The 20,443-nt window shown below is 43.3% G+C and carries 22 protein-coding genes; 12 read left to right on the forward strand and 10 right to left on the reverse strand.

Annotated features, from left to right (window positions below; translation table 11 throughout):
• Window positions 1-103: 103 nt before the first annotated feature.
• Complete coding sequence (locus ABNE31_RS11315; protein WP_349351198.1) at window positions 104-724, forward strand: SDR family oxidoreductase; 621 nt, start codon at window positions 104-106, stop codon at window positions 722-724.
• Window positions 725-837: 113 nt separating this feature from the next.
• Here ABNE31_RS11315 and ABNE31_RS11320 read toward each other — a convergent pair whose 3' ends face one another.
• From ABNE31_RS11320 to ABNE31_RS11330, 3 genes are all read right to left on the reverse strand, one after another.
• The gene (locus tag ABNE31_RS11320; protein WP_349351199.1) at window positions 838-1,227 is read right to left on the reverse strand and encodes a hypothetical protein; all 390 of its coding nucleotides are present in this window, start codon (window positions 1,225-1,227) and stop codon (window positions 838-840) included.
• A 53-nt stretch (window positions 1,228-1,280) separates the two neighbouring features.
• Window positions 1,281-2,633 (reverse strand): serine hydrolase domain-containing protein, encoded by a 1,353-nt coding sequence (locus ABNE31_RS11325; RefSeq protein WP_349351200.1) that lies wholly within the window; start codon window positions 2,631-2,633, stop codon window positions 1,281-1,283.
• 69 nt (window positions 2,634-2,702) lie between these two features.
• The gene (locus tag ABNE31_RS11330) at window positions 2,703-3,416 is read right to left on the reverse strand and encodes an NUDIX domain-containing protein (protein ID WP_349351201.1); all 714 of its coding nucleotides are present in this window, start codon (window positions 3,414-3,416) and stop codon (window positions 2,703-2,705) included.
• Window positions 3,417-3,498: 82 nt separating this feature from the next.
• On the opposite strand from ABNE31_RS11330, the gene ABNE31_RS11335 reads away from it, so the two are divergent.
• Window positions 3,499-5,910 (forward strand): glycoside hydrolase family 3 N-terminal domain-containing protein, encoded by a 2,412-nt coding sequence (locus tag ABNE31_RS11335; RefSeq protein ID WP_349351202.1) that lies wholly within the window; start codon window positions 3,499-3,501, stop codon window positions 5,908-5,910.
• 94 nt (window positions 5,911-6,004) lie between these two features.
• On the opposite strand, the gene ABNE31_RS11340 is transcribed toward ABNE31_RS11335, so the two are convergent.
• Window positions 6,005-6,628: a methyltransferase domain-containing protein gene (locus ABNE31_RS11340; RefSeq protein WP_349351203.1), complete on the reverse strand. Its 624-nt coding sequence runs from the start codon at window positions 6,626-6,628 to the stop codon at window positions 6,005-6,007.
• Between the two features lie 57 nt (window positions 6,629-6,685).
• Window positions 6,686-7,369, reverse strand: a complete 684-nt coding sequence (locus tag ABNE31_RS11345) for a hypothetical protein (protein ID WP_349351204.1) — start codon at window positions 7,367-7,369, stop codon at window positions 6,686-6,688.
• A 107-nt stretch (window positions 7,370-7,476) separates the two neighbouring features.
• Between ABNE31_RS11345 and ABNE31_RS11350 the strand changes: the two genes are divergently transcribed.
• Window positions 7,477-8,319, forward strand: coding sequence for a 1,4-dihydroxy-2-naphthoyl-CoA synthase (locus ABNE31_RS11350; protein WP_349351205.1), 843 nt, complete (start codon window positions 7,477-7,479; stop codon window positions 8,317-8,319).
• 648 nt (window positions 8,320-8,967) lie between these two features.
• On the opposite strand, the gene ABNE31_RS11355 is transcribed toward ABNE31_RS11350, so the two are convergent.
• Complete coding sequence (locus ABNE31_RS11355) at window positions 8,968-10,302, reverse strand: serine hydrolase (RefSeq protein WP_349351206.1); 1,335 nt, start codon at window positions 10,300-10,302, stop codon at window positions 8,968-8,970.
• A gap of 52 nt (window positions 10,303-10,354) precedes the next feature.
• Between ABNE31_RS11355 and ABNE31_RS11360 the strand changes: the two genes are divergently transcribed.
• Genes ABNE31_RS11360 through ABNE31_RS11390 form a run of 7 tightly spaced genes read left to right on the forward strand, consistent with a single transcriptional unit; the run spans window position 10,355 to window position 15,933 of the window.
• Window positions 10,355-11,227, forward strand: coding sequence for a pirin family protein (locus ABNE31_RS11360; RefSeq protein WP_349351207.1), 873 nt, complete (start codon window positions 10,355-10,357; stop codon window positions 11,225-11,227).
• A gap of 35 nt (window positions 11,228-11,262) precedes the next feature.
• The gene (locus tag ABNE31_RS11365; RefSeq protein ID WP_349351208.1) at window positions 11,263-12,747 is read left to right on the forward strand and encodes a VCBS repeat-containing protein; all 1,485 of its coding nucleotides are present in this window, start codon (window positions 11,263-11,265) and stop codon (window positions 12,745-12,747) included.
• Window positions 12,744-13,184 (forward strand): hypothetical protein, encoded by a 441-nt coding sequence (locus ABNE31_RS11370; RefSeq protein ID WP_349351209.1) that lies wholly within the window; start codon window positions 12,744-12,746, stop codon window positions 13,182-13,184. The genes ABNE31_RS11365 and ABNE31_RS11370 overlap by 4 nt, the downstream gene beginning before the upstream one ends.
• Window positions 13,171-13,833, forward strand: a complete 663-nt coding sequence (locus ABNE31_RS11375; protein ID WP_349351210.1) for a peptidoglycan recognition family protein — start codon at window positions 13,171-13,173, stop codon at window positions 13,831-13,833. The genes ABNE31_RS11370 and ABNE31_RS11375 overlap by 14 nt, the downstream gene beginning before the upstream one ends.
• Before the next feature lie 5 nt (window positions 13,834-13,838).
• Window positions 13,839-14,006, forward strand: a complete 168-nt coding sequence (locus ABNE31_RS11380; protein WP_349351211.1) for a hypothetical protein — start codon at window positions 13,839-13,841, stop codon at window positions 14,004-14,006.
• Between the two features lie 28 nt (window positions 14,007-14,034).
• Window positions 14,035-15,291 (forward strand): M14 metallopeptidase family protein, encoded by a 1,257-nt coding sequence (locus ABNE31_RS11385; RefSeq protein ID WP_349351212.1) that lies wholly within the window; start codon window positions 14,035-14,037, stop codon window positions 15,289-15,291.
• Between the two features lie 42 nt (window positions 15,292-15,333).
• A complete protein-coding gene (locus ABNE31_RS11390) occupies window positions 15,334-15,933 on the forward strand; it encodes a DUF1080 domain-containing protein (RefSeq protein ID WP_349351213.1) in 600 nt (199 codons plus the stop codon).
• Between the two features lie 288 nt (window positions 15,934-16,221).
• On the opposite strand, the gene ABNE31_RS11395 is transcribed toward ABNE31_RS11390, so the two are convergent.
• The 3 genes from ABNE31_RS11395 to ABNE31_RS11405 all read right to left on the reverse strand — a co-directional run bounded on the left by ABNE31_RS11395 (window position 16,222) and on the right by ABNE31_RS11405 (window position 19,134).
• The gene (locus ABNE31_RS11395; RefSeq protein ID WP_349351214.1) at window positions 16,222-16,932 is read right to left on the reverse strand and encodes an endonuclease/exonuclease/phosphatase family protein; all 711 of its coding nucleotides are present in this window, start codon (window positions 16,930-16,932) and stop codon (window positions 16,222-16,224) included.
• Window positions 16,933-17,048: 116 nt separating this feature from the next.
• Complete coding sequence (locus tag ABNE31_RS11400; protein WP_349351215.1) at window positions 17,049-17,996, reverse strand: DUF1080 domain-containing protein; 948 nt, start codon at window positions 17,994-17,996, stop codon at window positions 17,049-17,051.
• A 55-nt stretch (window positions 17,997-18,051) separates the two neighbouring features.
• A complete protein-coding gene (locus ABNE31_RS11405) occupies window positions 18,052-19,134 on the reverse strand; it encodes a VWA domain-containing protein (protein ID WP_179385800.1) in 1,083 nt (360 codons plus the stop codon).
• A gap of 214 nt (window positions 19,135-19,348) precedes the next feature.
• Between ABNE31_RS11405 and ABNE31_RS11410 the strand changes: the two genes are divergently transcribed.
• Together ABNE31_RS11410 and ABNE31_RS11415 are read left to right on the forward strand one after the other, a co-directional pair.
• Window positions 19,349-19,600 carry a MoaD/ThiS family protein gene (locus tag ABNE31_RS11410; RefSeq protein WP_349351216.1) on the forward strand — a complete coding sequence of 84 codons (252 nt, stop codon included), beginning with the start codon at window positions 19,349-19,351 and terminating at the stop codon, window positions 19,598-19,600.
• A 15-nt stretch (window positions 19,601-19,615) separates the two neighbouring features.
• The gene (locus ABNE31_RS11415; RefSeq protein WP_349351217.1) at window positions 19,616-20,245 is read left to right on the forward strand and encodes an NTP transferase domain-containing protein; all 630 of its coding nucleotides are present in this window, start codon (window positions 19,616-19,618) and stop codon (window positions 20,243-20,245) included.
• Here ABNE31_RS11415 and ABNE31_RS11420 read toward each other — a convergent pair.
• Window positions 20,242-20,388: a hypothetical protein gene (locus ABNE31_RS11420; protein WP_349351218.1), complete on the reverse strand. Its 147-nt coding sequence runs from the start codon at window positions 20,386-20,388 to the stop codon at window positions 20,242-20,244. The two genes, ABNE31_RS11415 and ABNE31_RS11420, sit on opposite strands and share 4 nt — an antisense overlap.
• Window positions 20,389-20,443 lie beyond the last annotated feature (55 nt).

Consider the following 20,443-nt stretch of genomic DNA (forward strand, 5'->3'; position numbering starts at 1 on the left):
AGCTTCTCTGCGCATTTGACCTTAAAATGTTCCAAATAATGAGAGGCGTTAAAACTGAGTTAAGCATCTTGGATAGCTCCCAAATAGTTTTATTTTATGAATTATGGAATGTATTTTAGTCGCAGGTGCCACTGGCGCAACAGGAGAAAAAGTTGTCAAATTAGTAAACCAATCTGAAAATTATCGCGCGGTAGCCTTGGTACGTAACAAAGAGCAAAAGGAGCAATGGGAGTCCCAAGGGGTAGAAACTGTAATGGGAGACCTAACCAAGGATGTATCGCATACCACCAAGGGTATAGATAAAGTAGTTTTTGCTGCAGGCTCTGGAGGCAAAAACGTAGTCGATGTGGACCAAGAAGGTGCCAAAAAGCTTATAGACGCATCGAAAAAGGAACGTGTTCGTAAATTTGTTATGCTAAGTTCTATGGGCGTGGATAATCCACGCGGTGAACTCAAGGAATATCTACAAGCCAAGCAAAATGCAGATCAATATTTAGACATCAGCGGTTTAACCTTCACAATAGTGAGGCCAGGCACATTGAACAATGAGGAGGGAACTGGAAATATCAAACTTGCGGAAAAAATGAACGAACGGGGTGAAATCCCAAGATGGGATGTAGCCAGAACCCTGGTAAAAAGCCTTGAAGATGGTATTGCCACAAATCAAGCGTTCGAAATTTTAACAGGCGAAACCAAAATAGAAGAAGCTGTACATGAATTCTAAGCATTATTTCCCAAATGGAAATTGGAAGGTATGCAAAGCAACTATCAAGTATATGGCCAAATGGATTGAGGAGAAGCATAAAGATCAAACCCTTTAATGCTGCCCAAAGTATATTAATCCAGCAACTGGTCCGTAATGATCAAAGTGTATTCAAAAACATTTTCCAAAGGTTCCGATAACACCCACAATTCGTCATCAACAGGAGTTTGCTGATACCGCAATACGTAATCTCCATTTTCCGAAGCATACAGTTTAATGGCCTCAAAGCGTAAAGAAGCTGTTGGCATGACCGCTATCGTCTCATTGTTCAGTGTAGAGCCAATGATACTGGATGACTGTTTGGCTATTTGCGAAATTTGGTTGGATTCATCAATGTAGAACAGATCCACATTGGAGTTGTTTTGAATTTTGTATGATGTTTCAAATCCAGCGTTTTCGAAATCGTCCTCACATTGAAATGACATCAAAAATGGGAAGAGCATCAATAAAAATACTTTTTTCATCGCTTTTTTAGCTTAAAGATAGATTTATTCTTCTTTCTCATGTTAAGTTGATGTTACTCCTTTGTAAAATTTACCCTTGCCCCTCGTTGTTTAAAAAGTAGGGTGTTCTCTTCGGGATCAAAGGTCATTTCGATGCCTGCGGAGACAAATTCAAATTGATGCTTGTCCACAGGGTCCAAAGTAAATGCTGGCTGACCCGTAGCTCTGCCCTTAAGCACCCCATCCTCAATGAAAATACTTATGTCCAAAGGAAAATCAGGGGCGGTATAGTTGCCCACATAAACCTCCAATTGTTCGGGTGATACTTCGTAAGTATTGAATTTTGGCAATTCAAAAGGCTCATTGTAGACCGTGCTCAAAACGGCAATGGCAATGTCGTTGGTATTCATATTGTTGCCATTTGAGGTAAGGGCAAAGGATACATTGCCGTCATCAAAATGACCGAATAAAGAAGAGAATCCATCTATCCCTCCTGTGTGACCATAACTGGTTCGCTCATGAAAAGGAAAGCTGAACAATCCCAATCCATAGCCGTCCGTAATCTTTTTCATGGCTTCTACATACTCCAAATCAAGCAATTTGCCTCCAAAAAGGGCATCACTAAATTTGACAATATCTGTTGGATTGGAAACTATGGCGCCTGCACCAACAGGGATGGACATATCGGTTTCTGGATGTTCTTGCCATTTATCCAGGTACATGTACGATTTACATTCGTTGGCCTTTGTGCCAATTTTTTCACCGACATAGGTATCGGCAAGCCCTAAGGGTCTGGCAATGAATTCTTCAAGCAGTTCGGGATAGGGTTTTCCCATGCTTTTTTCCAGAATGTAGGTCAGCAACACAAAATTGGAATTACTGTATTGGAATTTGCTATCGGGCTCAAAATCACTTCCCGCCTTTACAATGATTTCCACCATTTCTGATGCAGATTTTGGCTGGGTCATATAGGTGGCATAAGCAGGGTCATCCGTAAAATTGTGAATACCGCTTCGGTTGCCCAACAGTTGTTTGATGGTAATATTTTCCGATTTTGGAACCTCTGGAAAAAACTGGTCCAAGGTCTGGTCTAAAGACAGTTTTCCTGCCGATATGGCCTTAAAAGCCAATACTGCTGTAAATGTTTTGGTAATGGAACCAATGCGATATCTGGAAGCCACCGTTGCTTTGGATTCGGAAGTGACGTCACAATACCCCACCGAACGTGTATAGATCAACTCACCTGCTTGGGAAACGGCAACACTGCCCATGAACTTATTGTTCTCTTCCAAAAGATCGAAGTATTGATCCAATTTGACGGTATCAAACTCTTGGGACCATAACGAAGCGGTAAAAAGGAAAAGAACGGCCACAATCCAAAGCGTTTTGAACTGTAGTTTATAAAATAAAGAAAGAGGGCTTTTCATGACATGGAGGTTTAGTGTTGCCGCCAAATTAGAGCATTTCCATGTCAAACCAAAAAGAACCTGCCTGCACTATACCTTTTTCACCCGATATTGGTAAGGTTTCCGGCCAGGTGCATCTGTTTGGAGCTTCGGCAAACGCTCAAAAAAACCGGAACCTATCATCTTCTTTTGAAAACGGCTACGGTCCAAGGTTTCCTCCAAAATGGTTTGGTGCAATTGGTGCAATTGTGGCATCGTAAATTCCGTAGGCAATAAATTATAGGTCAATGGTTCTTGTTGTACATCTTCCTTCAGCCGCTCCTTGGCCTCTAGTACAATATCCCGATGGTCCATCCACATAGGAGGGAGGTCATTCATGTTGAACCAACCAAAAGCCGAGTCCAAATTACCGATTACCGGTCGGGTCTCTTCAAAATTGACCAAGGAATAGTGGGCGAGGGTCACAAAACGGTCGTTCAACCAAGAATTTTCTTCAAAGGGAAAGTCCAATTCCTTAAAAAATTGCTGCCATTCCTCTGTAAACTTACGGTCTTCACCGCCAAAAACGGACAAAAACTTAAAGTGGGGGTCTTCCAACCCGGTTCGTTCCCTTAGGATACGCACCGTGGCCGCTTCCACAGATTCCGAACGTAGGATATACCCACCGGGCAATAGCCACTTATCCCCAATCTGAAGCAACAAACACTTGAGTTGGTCTTCATGAAATCCGATGATGACCATGTCCACCGAAAGATTGGGCAAATAATCTTGTTGACCGTTTTCGATAAAAGTATTGATGTCCATACAGCAAAAATAATGATTTGTGTCATTTTGCCACAATTAAATCTTTTTTATATTTGTGTCAAGTTGACACAAACTATATATTATGAAAAAAGCACTCCGTATTTCGTTGAAAACCATCGGTGTTCTTCTGTTATTAGTTTTAGTAGGAGGACTGTTAGGATGGTGGTATTTACGCTCACAATTCCTGGATTTTGAGGATGACTACACGGAAAGGACAGAAATACCGTCAGTGACTATTGATGGTTACACGTTTCTGGACCGAAATGGAAATGGCCAGTTGGATGTATACGAAGACAGCCGTCAACCTATTGAGGCTAGGGTAGCGAATGTACTTTCCCAAATGACTGTGGAGGAGAAAATCCACTTATTGAAGGGTTCTGGAATGGCTTCCGGCATGGGAATGGTGGAACCGGGAGAAGGCATTCCCGGAGTGGTGGGTACCATTGTGTCCACACCACGGCTCGGCATTCCGAGTATCAATCTCTCCGATGGGCCGGCGGGGCTCAGAATAGAACCTAAACGTGATGGTATAGATCGAACATTTTACTGCACCGCATTCCCTATAGCTACGCTGTTGGCATCAACATGGAACACCGAATTAGTGGAAAATGTGGGCAATGCCATGGGCAATGAAGCACTTGAATATGGTATCGATGTCATATTGGGCCCGGGAGCAAACATTCACCGACACCCGTTTTGTGGACGAAATTTTGAATACTATTCCGAAGACCCACTAGTGACCGGGAAAATTGGGGCTGCCATGGTCAATGGCATAGAATCCAACGGTGTTGGAACTTCCGTGAAGCATTTTGTGGCCAACAACCAAGAGACCAATAGAAACTATAATGACACAAGGGTTTCCGACAGGGCCATGCGTGAAATCTATCTTAAAGGATTTGAAATCATCGTGGAAGATGCACAACCGTGGACCATTATGTCATCTTACAACAAGGTAAATGGCACCTATACCTCAGAGAGCAAGCATTTATTGACCGATGTATTACGAAACGATTGGGGATTTGAAGGATTGGTGATGTCCGATTGGTTTGGAGGGAACGATGCAGTGGCTATGGTCAATGCCGGGAACGACCTATTGGAGCCTGGCACCAAAAAACAATGGAAAGCCCTAACGGCAGGTTACGAGGACGGTTCTTTGAATATGGATGCCGTAGATACTTCGGTAAAACGTATTTTGACATTGATTTTCAAGAGTAAAAAAATGACCGATTTTACCTTTGGTGAAAATCCCGATTTGGAAGCCCATGCGGCCATTACGCGAAAATCAGCATCGGAAGGAATGGTATTGTTGAAAAATGATGATGCACTTCCCTTGGAAAAAGGACAGAATGTAGCATTGCTCGGAGTGTATTCGTACGATTTTATTGCTGGAGGCACAGGTTCCGGCGATGTAAACGAAGCCTATACGATTTCTTTGGAAGAGGGACTCATCAATGCCGGATTCCGTGTGAGCCCCACTGCAAAGCAGGCTTATCAAAAACACAGGGCAGCCAATGAAGAGGCCTTTGAAAAACCCGAAGGCATGTCGGCCATGTTCAATCCATATCTTCCTCCCGAGATCAGCTACGATAATGATTTAATGAAAACCATCGCTGCAGAAAGTGATTTGGCCATCATCACCATTGGCCGAAACAGCGGTGAGGGCGGTGACAGGGTCGTTGCGAACGATTTTCTGTTGTCCGACAAGGAAAAGGAGATGCTGAGCACGACTTGTGAGGTCTTTCAAAAAGCAGGAAAAAAGGTTATTGTGGTGTTGAACATTGGTGGTGTCATCGAAACAGCTTCGTGGAAAAACCAACCGGATGCCATTGTACTCGCATGGCAAGGCGGGCAAGAAGGTGGTAACGCCGTAGCGGATATTTTGAGCGGAGACGTTAACCCCAGTGGAAAATTGACCATGACCTTCCCTGTTGATGTGGCAGATCATGCCAGCAATGCAAATTTCCCGCAAAACGGTTTGCCCATGCAAATAACGGATATGTTGTTTGGCAAGGATGAAGTTCCGGAAGATGAAATGGTAAAGGATGTCGATTATACCAATTATGAGGAGGGGATTTATGTGGGCTACCGTCATTTTGACAAAGCAGGTGTGGAGGTTTCCTACCCCTTTGGTTATGGGCTTTCCTATACCAGTTTTGAATACGGCGATATGGAAATGTGGCAAGAAAATGATACCATTAAAGTATCTGTTCCCGTAACCAATATGGGGGAATCAGCAGGGAAAGAGATTGTTCAATTCTACGTTTCCAAGGATTCCACTCAAATCGATAGACCCGAGCAAGAACTTAAGGCCTTTGCCAAAACAAAATTACTCGGTGCAGGAGCAACAGATACGCTTCGCGTCAACATTCCTGTGAACTATCTGAGGTATTGGAACAAGAATCAATCGCAATGGTCGCTGGAACCGGGAAGCTACACCATACAGGCAGCCGCTTCTTCGCGTGACATCAAAAAGGCAACAAAAATTGAATTATAAGTTTAATTGGTTCTCATTTACATCGTGGGACCGCTTGATTCATGGATAGTGTGTTTAGATGAGGGATGCCTGTTTTACCAAAACGTGGCGTCCCTTATTTTTTTTGACCTAAAAAACGGATTACCGAACCTTTGCCCACGTGACCATCTCCTTCGTTCAACGTCATGGTCATTTTTTTAAGTTCCAAAAATTCAAAATTGGCGAAATCGGTTTCCAATTCTTCCAACGAAAACAGATAATCCACATTATTGGGACCACCTACTTTCGGATTTTTCTTTTTAAACGCTAGATGGTCTTTGCTGAAGCCTTCAAAAATCACGGTGCCGCCTTTTTTTAGATAATTGTTCAGCAACTTATGATACCTAGAGCGGATATGGGGCGGAAAATGGGCATATATCAACGCTATGGCATCAAATTGTTCGGGTTGATAGTGAAGCATCGGAAGTTCACCGACCACATAATCCAATTCAACACCTTTCTTTTCGGCTAATTGGAGTGCTTTTCGTTGTCCTGCCTCGCTTATATCAAAAGCAGATACCTTCCAGCCCAATTGTGCGGCATAAACCGCATTTCTACCTTCACCCTCGGCAGGAAATAATATGGAACCAGGCTGTAAATTTTTCAGTTTTTCCTTCAAATAGGCATTGGGAGCGGTTCCATAAACGTATTCTTGCTGCCCAAATCGGGTATTCCACATTTCAAGCCAGTCGTTTTGCATGCTTTAAGTTGATTTTGACCTAAAATTAACGCAATTCCTTTAACCGGTAAAAATCAATTACTCCATACTCACAATCCCTGTGGTGGTGCCATCGTGCATGTATTTGGAGGCAGCATACAGCAGAAGTGATTCACTTTTGGGGTTTTGGATGATGGTTTTATATGCCCAACTGTATTTTGATCCGCCGCTACTCATCATGGTAAATTGAGAAGATTCATAAAATGGGATTCGGCCACGCACACCTTCATGTTTTGTGATGTAGCTTCGCGGTATCGCAATCGTGTACCGTTCCGCATTGATGTTATCGTCAAATATGCTGTTTTCCACCTTACCCAAGACAAAAGTGACACCTGTCGGGATTTCGGTCAAAATAAAAAAACCATTGGAATCCACCTCAAAACCAAATGATTGGTCATCCAAATCATAAGTAGTCCCTACATTAAAGGTCGTTTCTTCCAAAATAGGTTTCAAGTTAATGCCCCCTATAAAATTCTGTACTTGAATATGGTCAAAAGATAGTGAAGGAGTCCTTTTTACAAAGTAACGGTCTGGATTGATATGCCGTTTGAGCACCAAATATCCCAGAACTATCAAACCGAATACTACAGCTAGGAGTATTCCCAAAGTTTTAAATCGCATCATGTGGTAAATGTATATGGAAATCCTAAAACACAATGCTGCCAATTGACGGATGCCCCGTTTGATCTGACGAATGAAGTGATTTGGCCAAAATTCATCCAAATCCAAGCTTTTTTGTACATCTTAAACAATAGAGGTTTGATTAACCAAATCAGAATCGGTCATAACGTAGAATTTCCGTTATTTTGTGATAAACAAAACAGACATTTATGGAATCACCCAACTGGCAGACAGCCATGGAATTTGAGGATATCACCTATAAAAAATATAATGGCGTAGCCCGGATTGCTTTTAACCGCCCCGATGTACGCAATGCATTCCGCCCCAAAACGACCAGTGAACTTTACAAAGCCTTTTATGATGCCCAAGAGGACACCTCCATTGGGGTTGTGCTCCTTTCTGGGGAAGGGCCATCGTCCAAGGATGGTAAATGGGCCTTTTGCAGTGGTGGCGACCAAAAAGCTAGGGGCCATAAAGGATATGTTGGCGAGGATGGCTACCACAGGTTGAATATTTTAGAAGTCCAGCGATTGATTCGTTTTATGCCCAAGGTGGTCATTGCCGTGGTGCCAGGTTGGGCCGTTGGGGGAGGGCATAGCCTTCATGTGGTCTGTGATATGACCCTTGCCAGCAAGGAACACGCCATTTTTAAACAGACTGATGCCGATGTGACCAGTTTTGACGGGGGGTATGGTTCTGCCTATCTGGCCAAAATGGTCGGACAGAAAAAAGCACGGGAGATTTTCTTTTTGGGAAGGAACTACTCGGCACAAGAAGCGTATGAAATGGGAATGGTGAATGCCGTTATCCCGCACGATGAATTGGAGGATACCGCCTACCAATGGGCCCAAGAAATTTTGGCCAAGTCCCCAACATCCATTAAAATGCTCAAATTTGCCATGAACCTTACCGATGATGGTATGGTGGGTCAACAAGTGTTCGCGGGAGAAGCCACGCGACTGGCGTACATGACCGACGAGGCCAAAGAGGGCAGGAATGCCTTTTTGGAAAAGCGCAAGCCCGATTTTGGCAAGGATAAGTGGATTCCATAAGGCAATTTACAGCTACCAACAAACAATTTATAGTTACCCATTGTCATTTTCTGAGGGAGTGAAATGGTTGAGACATCTATATTTCTCGATTGTGCTCGAAATGACAAGAAATGAACAACTGTAGTTGTCACATCGAGCGAAGTCGAGATGCGTCTTGGATTATTCAGGATGGCCTAAAATTGAAAAGAGCCCTGCCACTTGGGTCAGGACTCTTTTACGAGAACACTATATGAAAATGAAAAAATTACTTTCGTTTTTTATTACATAGTAAAAGTACCACCACTGTTCCCATAAAAGAAATTATTGTTGTCAAGTAGCCTTTTGCTGTTGTCATCTATGTGATTCTTGTAATTCAAGGATTGATAATGGGATTAAAATCAATGCTCTTCAAGAAGCATAAGAGGTTGCAGCGATTGGTGCAACCAAGTTGTAGGGAAGCAGACAAAGCTTTCAGGATGGCCTAAAATTGAAAAGAGCCCTGCCACTTGGGTCAGGACTCTTTTACGAGAACACTATATGAAAATGAAAAAATTACTTTCGTTTTTTATTACATAGTAAAAGTACCACCACTGTTACCGTAAATGAAATTATTGTTGTGAAGTGCCCGTATTCTGTGGTTTTTCGGGCATTTTAGTATATCATATCGATTTAAGGTACTGCTTTTACGATGTTTGACAACACCCCGTTCACATCAAATAGAGGTTCTTCTGCCAATCCCGTGCGTACCACCACCAAGTCCTTTGATGGAATCATAAACACATATTGCCCTTCATAACCATTGCATGAAAATAGGTCCGTAGGCACATCGGGGTACTTGCCCTCTGCGTTCAACCAAAAATGGGCGCCATAGGTACCATCGGAGTTAATGGTCGGGGTGGTGATGTAATCCACCCAATCCGAACCGAACAATTGTTCCCCGTTCCAATTCCCCTTATCCAAATACAATTGGCCAAAGCGCGCCCAGTCACGGGTACTGGCCCAGGCGTAGGAAGAGCCCACGTAGTTTCCGGCAATATCCGCTTCCAACACCATAGAGTACATTCCAATTTTATCAATTAAGGCGGAATATGGGAAATCCAGATACTCTTGATGGGTTCTAAACTGCTGACGAAGAATACCCGATAATAAATTTGTGGTTCCCGAAGAATAATTCCAGACCTCTGTTGGCTTGGCGATTGCTTTTTTCTTTTTGGGCTGCTGTGTCATATCACTGTCCAGAAACAGCATCTTGGTAACATCCGAAATCTTGGTATAATCCTCCTCCCATTCCAATCCACTTTGCATGCGCAGCAGATGGTTCAGGGTAATATTTTTTCGCTCATCATCCTTCCATTCGGGAATAGGGGCGGGCCAGTCCATCTCCAGTTTCCCTTGATGCTCCAATATTCCGTAGCAGGTGGCCAATACACTTTTGGTCATAGACCATCCCAATATGGGTGTGTCTTGATCAAAACTGTCCACGTAGCGTTCTGCAATCAGGTGTCCTTTGTACAGAATGAGCATGGTGCGCGTTTTTTGGGTCTCGGGCTCAGCAAACGCCATGGCAATGGCCTTGTTGATTTGGTCCATGTCCACCTCTGGAAAAACGGTGTCCTTCGGCGCAGCCTGACCATAAGGATAGGGAATAGTATCCATAACTTGATTTCGGTTGGGACGAAGGGTCATGGCTTCCGGGTCATAATCTTCGTTGATCAATACCGCACCCAGTCCATCGCGATAAACAGCGGTACGCTCCATCAGGCCATACACAGTAGCCGTGGCCGAACGTTCAGTTTCCTTAACCTCGGTGGAAGCCAGTTCCACCAGCGGGGCCTTGTTGTCAATTTGGTTCATGCTGGCCGCCGAACGGTGCGCCACATACACCCCGGAGGCCACATTTTTGGCGGCATAGCCGGAAATCATATTCAATTTGGGATAATTCAGGTACACAATCACTCCGATGGCAATGATCAGGAGCAATAAAACACGCTTAAGTAGTTTCATGGTTATCAGATGTATTTGTAACTTTCTGCATCTAAATATAAACATTAAATGTATGTCCAACATCGGATTGATCATCGAGGAACGCAGCAGGGATATCGGTGATTTTTTGGTCGGGCGCTTGATTCCCTTCCGCAAAAAAAGAATGATCGGCCCGTTTATTTTTATTGACCATATGGGCCCAACGCAATTGGGACCCAAAAAATATATGGATGTAGACCAACATCCGCATATGGGACTCTCTACCTTGACCTTTATGCTCGAAGGGGAGATTATCCATGAGGACAGTTTGGGAACACACCAAAGAATTAGGCCGGGTTCCGTGAACTGGATGACGGCAGGCAAGGGGGTAACCCATACCGAACGAACTCCAAAAGACCTTAGGGATGGGAACACTTTCACCGCCCATGGCTATCAAATTTGGGTGGCCTTGCCCAAGGAACTTGAGGACATGGAACCACAATTCCACCATATCGATGGGAAGGATATTCCTAAATGGACGGATGGCCAAACGGAGTTCAAACTGGTAGCTGGAGAAGGTTATGATAAAAAGTCTCCTGTTCCCGTTCATTCCAACCTATTTATGGTCGAAGTCAAAGCTCCAGAAAGCTATACCCTCAATGTCAATGGGCATCTGAAAGGAGAAATCGGTATTTGCATTGTAGAAGGAAGCATAGAAGCCTGCGGTGAACGTGTGGGCCAGGGCAATATTTTGGTGTCCAAAGTGGAAGATACTTGCAATATCAAACTATATCCGAACACGCACCTGTTACTTTTTGGGGGTGAACCTTTTCCAGAGGAACGCCACATCTATTGGAACTTTGTTTCTTCCAGTAAGGAAAAATTGGAGCAGGCCAAACAGGCATGGGCCAATAAAACCTTTCCGATGATGGAAAACGATGACACCTACGTCCCTTTGCCCAATTAGTGCCATTGCCACAACCTCTAGACCAAAACCATCCAATGCCAAACCATTCTTTATTTTATCAACTTGTAAGCTTGATTCTTGTTTTATTGCTGGGGTCCTGCAAAAAGGAGAGACCTATAAGTCAAGAAGAGCAGCTATACCAAACCTACTGTGCCAGCTGCCATCTGCCGCCCAAAATAGATGCATTGCCCAAGCACATGTGGAAAAACTCGGTGTTGCCCGCCATGATGGAGCTCATGGACGTGGAGGGCATGTACCAAGACCCGGAATGGGAGCCAACGGGTTTTCGGCCTCAAATAAGCTTGGGCGACTGGGCCAAACTACAGCGTTATATCTTGGCGAACGCCCCTGAACAATTGGAAAGCATACCAATGCCCAAGGCCGATACGCTAATGCAATTTGCTTCCCAACCTTTTATGGTAGATTCCCTAAATGGGGGGATGGTAACCTATCTAGAGTTTAAAAATGAACCAAATCAAGTGTATTTTGGGGATTTGGAGGGTAGGTTGGGTTATTTTGATTTTACCACCAAAAAAGTGACCCAAATGTTTCAAGGAGCAAGTCCTGTAACATGGTTTAACGAAAAGGATTCTATCCAATTTATCAATGAAGTTGGTATCATTCATCCGTCCGAACAGAAAAAAGGTATATTGTTTCGGAAGATCCCTTCGGACACCACAACGATAACCAAGGACCTGCATCGACCCGTACACGCCTTGATGGAAGATTTAAATGGAGATGGACATCAAGAATTGGTCGTGAGCGAATTTGGAAACAAAACCGGTAAACTGTCCCTATTCAAGCTGAATAAGAGTGGAGCATACGAAAAAGAGGTGCTGCTGAATTTACCAGGAGCTATCAAAACCGTGGCAAAGGATATGGATAATGATGGGAAATTGGATATTGTTGCCTTAATGACCCAAAGCAGGGAAAGCATCACTGTTTTTTATCAGACCGCAGATTTGGTTTTTGAACCGAGAAATATTTTGGAATTTAGTCCCATTTATGGAACCAGTTGGTTTGAGTTGGTGGATTACAACGGAGATGGCTTGGACGATATTATCACCGTACATGGCGACAACGCCGATATTTCCTATGTGCACAAACCATATCATGGAATGCGCATCTTTCTGAATAAGGGTGGCAATGTATATGAAGAAGCCTATTTTTACCCACTTTATGGTGCCACAAGAGTACTCTCCCGTGATTTTGACCAGGATGGGGACATCGATTTTGCCGTAATCAGCACCTTTCCGGATTATTCGACCTTTCCCGAGCGAAGTTTTGTCTACCTGGAAAACAACAATAGCGCTGACTTCGATTTTACCACCAACATTTTGGAAGACCCTTCCTTGGCCCGATGGTTTTTGATGGATGCTTCGGATGTGGATAATGATGGTGACGAAGATATTGTGCTAAGTTCCTTAACTTTTGGATTTACACCTGTTCCCGAAATATTGACCGAAAGATGGAATACCAATAATGTGGACCTTCTTTTATTGGAAAACCTATTGCATTGAAAAAATTGGCTTTCATAGTATGCGCTGTCGTTTTGGGTTGTTCTACGAAAGAACAACCCAAAGAGCCATCATCCAAATACAAATGGTTTGGCCATGAGGTTACGGCATCGGCCTACAATTCGGTATTTTGGCAAACGGACAGCATAAGCCCTGCAGTCGCAGCTTGGGGAGACACCTTGAAACCGGAGATGAAAAGTATCGCGGTGTCCCGAGATCTTATCAAAATGGGACTGACGCACAATACCATGGTAAAAATTGATACCTTTCCCGATACATTTTATGTTAAGGACAAAATGCACTGGCGTTGGAGGAATAGAATCGATATCTACATGGGTAAGGATGTAAAAAAAGCAAGGGAGTGGGGTAAGAAGAAATTGATTATTTGCTATGCTGTTCCTTTGGACACTGTTTTAAACACCAACAATGAAAAAAACTAGTTTACTTTTAGTTCTGGCAGCACTTTTTGTGGCCTGTTCCGTTCAGCGGGAAATTGTGGACATCCCCATTATTTTTGATGAACAACGGATGGAACTGACCAAGGAATATTTGCTCAATCGGTACAATCTGGACCAAGAAACCCCAGAAATTACTCCGAAAATGGTGGTGTTGCACTGGACAGCCATTCCTTCCCTGAAAAAATCCTTTGAAGCCTTCAACCGTTCCACACTGCCCAATTGGCGGCCCGATTTGGAGAATGTAAGCGGATTAAATGTATCCTCCCATTTTTTGGTGGACCAAGATGGCACCATTTACCGTTTAATGCCCGAAACCCTTATGGCACGCCATACCATTGGCCTCAACCATTGCGCCATTGGCATTGAAAATGTGGGTGGCACGGAAGGCATGCCCCTGACCAAGGCGCAGTTGCGTTCGAATATTTATTTGGTGAATTATTTGGCATCCAAATACGACATCGACTACGTTATCGGGCATCAAGAATATACCCTTTTTGAAAATCATCCGCTTTGGTTGGAGGTGGATGATGGATACCGTACCGAAAAAACGGACCCGGGAATGGATTTTGTAGAAAAAGTCCGAAAAGCCACCAAAAAATTTAACTTTAAGCCCGTTCCATCAAAACCATAAAATACATGAAACGAATACCACTTTTTATATTCACCTTACTTACCTTTTCCCTTCAGGCGCAAGACAAACTGACCTCACAACTATATGACACCTACGAGGAATTTAAAGAATCCAGTTTGGGGGAACGGCGCATAAAGCATGGCGATATCCAGCCATTGATTTCAAAAATTTAAGGCCAACCCAAAATTTGAGGTACAAAAAGTGGGTGAGTCGATTCAAGGACGGGACTTGCATCTGATAAGTATAGGGGAAGGGGAGTCGAATATTTTCCTTTGGTCCCAAATGCACGGGGATGAGCCTACCGCTACGCAAGCCATCTTTGACATTTTGAACTTCTTGGATGCCCCCGATTTTAAGGCCGAAAAAGAAGCCATCCTTTCCAAGTTAAAACTTCATTTTTTGCCGATGCTCAATCCCGATGGCGCAGAGGTCTTCACCAGAAGAAATGCCTTGGGAATCGATATCAACCGGGATGCGCTGCGGCTTCAGTCACCCGAAGGGCAAACCTTAAAACGGCTTCGGGACAGTTTGGATGCCGATTTCGGCTTCAATCTGCACGACCAGAGTACCTATTATAATGCTGAGCGTACCGAAAAACCGGCCACGATTTCCTATTTGGCAACGGCCTACAATTACGAGAAGGATATCAATGAAGTCCGTGCCAACGCCATGAAAGTGATTGTGTACATGAACAACATCATCCAAAATTATGCACCTGGGCAGGTAGGACGGTACAGCGATGATTTTGAACCTCGTGCCTTTGGCGACAATATCGCTAAATGGGGAACAAGCCTTATTTTGATAGAATCCGGAGGCTTCCCGGATGATCCCGAAAAACAGGAAATCCGAAAACTCAATTATGTTTCCATCCTATCCGCATTGTACACCATTGCCAACGGCTCCTACAATGATATTCCGATTGAAGATTATGAAAAAATCCCTCGAAACGACCGCAAACTTTTCGATTTGAAGATTGAGAACGTGACCTATGAACTTATGGGCAATGACTATATCTTGGATTTGGGGATTTTTAACCAAGAAGTGGACCTAAAAGACCATGATGAATTCTATTACAAAAGTACCATAGGCGACCAAGGGGATTTATCCACTTACTACGGCTACGACACCTTTGATGCTGAAGGATATACCATTGTGCCGCCAAAAGTGGCAAAAATGGAACGTATCGACAACCCTATGCAGGTACTAAAACAAGGCGTGGCGTATGTAAAGACACAGCAACAGGATAAAAGTGCTTTTGTCCGTTTTCCATTGCTATTGGTGGATGATAAATTCGAACTCAAAAACTTTACGCTTCAACCAGGCATGAATCCTACTTTCTTTTTAAAGAAAGAAGAAAAGTTGACCCATGCCGTTATCAATGGGTTTTTGATTGACCTGTCCAAACCCTTGGATGAACAAAAAACAGGCAACGGACTTATTCTCAAAACTGCCCGATAACCTATCGTAAACAAACTATTTAACCCTATATAGCACATACCAATGAAGAAACAAATTGTAGTAGTAGCATGCCTTTTTGTGGCACAATTGACCTTTGCACAAGAATCCATTTCACTGTTCAACGGAAAAAATCTCGATGGTTGGATCAACCATGGCGAAGAGAAATGGTACGTTGAAGATGGAGAACTGATCTGTGAAAGTGGCCCCAAAGGTGAATACGGCTATTTGAGTACTGAAAAAAATTATAAGGACTTCGAGCTTACCCTAGAATTTAAACAGGAGGCTGATGGCAACAGTGGCGTTTTTATTCGCTCCACTTTTGATGGGACCAAGGTCAGCGGCTGGCAAGTGGAAGTGGCACCTCCCGGAAAGGATACTGGCGGCATATACGAATCCTACGGACGTGGTTGGCTTATAAAACCAGACCCCGAGAAAGATCAAGCCTTAAAAATGGGGGAGTGGAACACCATGAAAATTCGGGTGGAAGGTCCCAAGGTGACCTCTTGGCTCAATGGAACGGAAATGGTGCACCTGGAAGATGAAAAAATAGGAGAGGGTGAAGGTGCCATTGCGTTACAAATCCACGATGGTGGGGGCATAAAGGTAAAATGGAGAAACATTGAACTGATTCCTTTGGATTAATAACACAAAAAAGCCCGATTTTTAGAATCGGGCTTTTTTAGTTTAAAAGGTTTTGTTTATTTCTTTAGCGGAGTCATCTCAAAGCTGATTTACGTCAACCTGAACTAGCCTGCCTGCGGCAAAGGCAGGTTTAAGGTTCTTACAACGGGTTACGGCTAAGAAACTTTAGGGGATAGGAAGCAGCGAAACTATCCTGCCACTAAAACCTGATTTAGTTTGTTTAAATTATCGCAACCATATGATAACTAATATTTTATATCTAATCTTGACGTGTCATTTTTTTATTTTTTATTCGTCAATATCACAAATAATAGGCATATGGTCACTTATTTTCAACCATTCAACTGGGTCTCCAATTTCAATTTTTTTTATTCGGTCAGAAAACCTTTTAGAACCAAAAACATAGTCAATATGATATGGTCTTTCAAGTTTTCGTTGGAAATACAAAGTCGGTTCCGTTTCAGCACCTTGTTGTTCACCTTTGTATTTATGGTAAAGGCTTTCTATGCCTAGGTCTCTCAATTCTTCTACAACGTCAGAGTGATTCCACCACCTATCCCATTCGTCCCATTTCTTATTGCTATTAAAATCTCCTGCGATAATTGTTGTATTGAGTTTGTCTTTATTGACTTGCAAGTATTTCCATAATTGTCCAATATAGCCGAAGTTTGGTGAGTTATTTCTGTGAGTCCAAACAGCAAGCAGGTCAAAGTCTTGATTTACTTTACAAGGCAAAAAGTGTTTTACAAAATGGTCCTTAAACTTGTTGGACCAATCGAGTTTTTTTAATTCAATTTCTGGCCGGGCAAAAATTGCAAGTCCTTTGTTTTTGGTGTCGCCAATCCAAATGTAGTTTTCAGCCCATTCCTGATATTTAGGGTGTCTACATTCAGCTGGGTTTTCACATTCTTGGATAATGTAAATGTCGGCATTGAAGTCTGAAATGTGTTCAAACTTGTTTCTAAATGCTCCATTACAATTCCAAGTTACAATCTTCAATTTAGTGTTGCTTTAAATGCACGCCAACTATAATTCTATCAGTAGGATGAGATTCCGTAACAAGTTCGGAATGACAACGCCTTAGCACTGACCACTGCATTATTTTGATAGTTACATTATTTCTTTAGCGGAGTCACCACAAAGCTCCGGAATTCAATCGGGCCATGGTCTCCCTGAATCATAAAGGGGCCTGGCTCGCCTTCCTTGCTGTCCAATGCACCACCTGTGATTCCAGGAATCGTAGTATCGGAAATCACTGTTTTTCCGTTCAAGACAATAGTGACCCTTCTACCAATAAAGGTAATATCATAGGTTTGCCATTCTCCAGCAGGTTTGGAAGCATTCTCATTAGGCTCCACAAATCCGTAGATGCCTCCCATATAAATATCCGAAGGTTCGTAGCCTTCGCTGTCCACAATCTGAATTTCGTAACGCCCTCTGAGATAGATACCACTGTTGCTTCCTTCGGGAAAACGAAATTCGGCATGCAGCTTAAAATCCTGGAAAGTTTTGTCTGAGATGAGATTGGAACCCGATTCTGGACTGGTCAAAATACCATCTTTAACGACCCATTGGTTCTTTTCTCCATCCACATGCCAACCCGAAAGGTCTTTTCCATTGAACAAATCGATTGTTTTGCCCCATTTCGGATTTTCGGTGTACTCCAATTTTGGAGCACGAACGCCAGTCCATTCTATAAGGGAGCCATCGGTATAGATCAAGGTACCTTTTAAGGTTTCATCCTCCAATTGGCCATGAAAAACCATGTCACTACCCTTGGGTTCCCATTGGTTGGGAATGCTAAAAGTGAATTGATTATCGCCAAAGGTTTCCACTTCTGACACAGGCCGTGCACTACCAAAGGCAAATACAAAGCGTCCCACCAAGGTAGCGGTCCCCGAATGGCGTATTTCCAGCCAAGAAGGGGAGGTCTTTCCCATAAAGTCCATTTCCAGGTCCCACCTGCCTTCCAACGGACTGATATCCTGTGCATAAATGTTACTGGCAAACCCTAACATCAGGGTGCAAATAAGCGTGTAAATCGTTTTTCTTTGGGTAATCATACGTATGTTTAGTTTTGTTGCAGTCCAAGATACGTATTATTCCAAAATGCTTGGTTTACTCACATCCTCCGGTAAAACCTTTGGCGTTGAATTTGGTCTGTACCGCGCCTTGAAGGCCATTGTGGGAAAGTCGGATTACCAAATTGCTTTCGCCACTGCCATCACGTTTGGGTGTACAATATTCGAAAAGATAATAACTGCCGGCCTGCTCTTCCACACGTTGGGATATATCATTAAAGGTATTTTCCAACTCTTCGGAATTACTGGCAAAAACACTGGCTGTTTTCCCGATTTCGGTCAACACTTCGGTATCGATTTCCGCGCCAAGTCCAATAGTGAAGAAAGAAATGTTCCTATCTGCTTCCGCAACGGCACGCAGGGCATCGGATTCCCGATAACGCGATGCTTGGTCGGTTCCATCGGTAAACAGTACCACAGATGCAGCATTGATAACCTCGGAATTCTCACGAAGCAAATTCTCGGCAATATCGGTCGACTTGATCACCGCTCCGTACAAATCGGTTGAAGGATCATTGCTGATATCGGTAGTAATTCCATCTACGGAAGCGGTCAGCTCCGTTGCAGATGTTGTCAATGGATTTAGAAGGTGGAGCTCATCCTCCCCATCAAACCAATAAATGGCCATTTTGAAGGAATCCGTTGCCGGAACCGGCATCACATTATTGATGAAGCTTGTGGTGGCAGCCTTTAGTTCATCCAAGCTGCTTTCCAAAACACTATTGCTCAAATCCAGCACCAAGAGGGTATTGTTGTTAAATACCTGCGAATTGGGCGAAATCCGTGCAAAGGACTCCGAAGAGGAAATGGAATTGAAACAATCATCGTTCCTGCCTTGCTCATATATGGAAAACTGGTCCGCCGAAAGCCCTGAAATGGGATTTCCCATTAAATCGGAAACCCTGAAAAGCACCGAAACCTTTCCGGGCAGGGTGGTGAATTCATCTTGGATAGAAAGTAGCAGTTCGTTTTCGCCAAAGCCCAAGCAATCATCCGGTTCTTGGCCAAGTCCCAATTCGCGGTCGTTGATGTCCAAACTCACGTCATCATCTGCGTTTCCGCAAGAAAACAAGGTAAGGCCAATAGATAAAAGCAAGGTAAGCTGAAGTATTTTTTTCATTTTCTAATAAGTTAAGGTCCTGCATGCACAACGTGGAAATGCAGCTAAAAGTATGTATTCCCTGCAAAAATCAATTAAAGAAAAGTTAAAAGAAATAGGCCTGTGTTAAAATCGTTCCGTTCCCATCTAATTTTAATATTTTCACCGCTCATAAACCTACCAGCCTATCTAACCAAAGACCCAAATAAACAATAACACTAACAGGTTGATTTGTATGACTATCCTTTTGTTTGGTGCCACCAAAGATATTATTGGTACACCTACCTTATCCGTTCCTACTGCCAGTTTGAGTGGGAAAAAAATACCGAACACCGTAGGGGAACTCAAAAAATTTCTGGAAAGCACCTATCCCGAGCTTAAAAAAATATCCAAAGTGACGGTTGCCGTGAACCAAAATTATGCTTCGGACCACGACAATATCAATTCGTATGACGAAATTGCGTTGATTCCGCCACCAAATGTCTAAAACCATCCATTGTCCGTGAAAACAAAATCTGAATCATCCGCTAGCAATCCTCCCCAACTTTTTGGTTTGGTATTGGCGGGTGGTTCCAGTTTCCGGATGGGGCATGACAAGGGGGCGTTGGCGTATCACGGCATGCCGCAACGGGACTATGTTTACCAGCTTCTGAACAAGGTTTGCGAAAACGTATTTTTGGGAATACAGGAGCAACAATTGGGGTCTATTCCAAAGGAATTTTCCTCTATTATGGATCAAAACACATATAAAGGGCCGTTTAATGGGATCATGAGTGCCCACGAAACATATCCAGAAGCCGCTTGGTTGGTGTTAGCCTGTGACCTTCCCTTTATGGATACGGAGGCTTTGCAATTTCTGGTTCAGCAACGGGACACAACCAAACATGCCACGGCCTTTATGGGAAAAGATGCTGCTTATCCCGAACCTTTGGCCTGTATCTGGGAACCTGAGGGACTGCGACAGGCTAAAAACTACTTATCGGCGAAGGGGAAGCAGAGTCCATCACGATTTCTTTTGGAAGTTGATGTTAAAACGGTTCTCCCATCCAATGAGCAGCTATTGTTCAATGCGAATGCTGTGGAAGATTACCAATGGGCAAAAGACCGTTTGAAAGGGCGGGAGGGAAGCTAGTTTTTGGGGCTTTGACGTTTTTGATGGTCCAAATCCATCAACTGTAAATCCTGAAGAATACCACAGGAAACCTGTTTTTTCACTAGGGATCGTTCGTTTTTTCTTTTGACACGGAATTCGATTTCCTTATTTAAAAAGTTCATGGCGACAAATTTGATTTAAAACGAAACCCCAATGAATTTATTTTGATAATCAGTA

The organism is Flagellimonas sp. MMG031 (assembly GCF_040112705.1).
Lineage (GTDB): Bacteria > Bacteroidota > Bacteroidia > Flavobacteriales > Flavobacteriaceae > Flagellimonas.

Coding starts and splice junctions, on each gene's coding strand:
- ABNE31_RS11315 (WP_349351198.1), top strand. CDS start 104: ATGGAATGTATTTTAGTCGCAGGTGCCACTGGCGCAACAGGAGAAAAA.
- ABNE31_RS11320 (WP_349351199.1), bottom strand. CDS start 1,227: ATGAAAAAAGTATTTTTATTGATGCTCTTCCCATTTTTGATGTCATTT.
- ABNE31_RS11325 (WP_349351200.1), bottom strand. CDS start 2,633: ATGAAAAGCCCTCTTTCTTTATTTTATAAACTACAGTTCAAAACGCTT.
- ABNE31_RS11330 (WP_349351201.1), bottom strand. CDS start 3,416: ATGGACATCAATACTTTTATCGAAAACGGTCAACAAGATTATTTGCCC.
- ABNE31_RS11335 (WP_349351202.1), top strand. CDS start 3,499: ATGAAAAAAGCACTCCGTATTTCGTTGAAAACCATCGGTGTTCTTCTG.
- ABNE31_RS11340 (WP_349351203.1), bottom strand. CDS start 6,628: ATGCAAAACGACTGGCTTGAAATGTGGAATACCCGATTTGGGCAGCAA.
- ABNE31_RS11350 (WP_349351205.1), top strand. CDS start 7,477: ATGGAATCACCCAACTGGCAGACAGCCATGGAATTTGAGGATATCACC.
- ABNE31_RS11355 (WP_349351206.1), bottom strand. CDS start 10,302: ATGAAACTACTTAAGCGTGTTTTATTGCTCCTGATCATTGCCATCGGA.
- ABNE31_RS11360 (WP_349351207.1), top strand. CDS start 10,355: ATGTCCAACATCGGATTGATCATCGAGGAACGCAGCAGGGATATCGGT.
- ABNE31_RS11365 (WP_349351208.1), top strand. CDS start 11,263: ATGCCAAACCATTCTTTATTTTATCAACTTGTAAGCTTGATTCTTGTT.
- ABNE31_RS11375 (WP_349351210.1), top strand. CDS start 13,171: ATGAAAAAAACTAGTTTACTTTTAGTTCTGGCAGCACTTTTTGTGGCC.
- ABNE31_RS11380 (WP_349351211.1), top strand. CDS start 13,839: ATGAAACGAATACCACTTTTTATATTCACCTTACTTACCTTTTCCCTT.
- ABNE31_RS11390 (WP_349351213.1), top strand. CDS start 15,334: ATGAAGAAACAAATTGTAGTAGTAGCATGCCTTTTTGTGGCACAATTG.
- ABNE31_RS11400 (WP_349351215.1), bottom strand. CDS start 17,996: ATGATTACCCAAAGAAAAACGATTTACACGCTTATTTGCACCCTGATG.
- ABNE31_RS11405 (WP_179385800.1), bottom strand. CDS start 19,134: ATGAAAAAAATACTTCAGCTTACCTTGCTTTTATCTATTGGCCTTACC.
- ABNE31_RS11410 (WP_349351216.1), top strand. CDS start 19,349: ATGACTATCCTTTTGTTTGGTGCCACCAAAGATATTATTGGTACACCT.
- ABNE31_RS11420 (WP_349351218.1), bottom strand. CDS start 20,388: ATGAACTTTTTAAATAAGGAAATCGAATTCCGTGTCAAAAGAAAAAAC.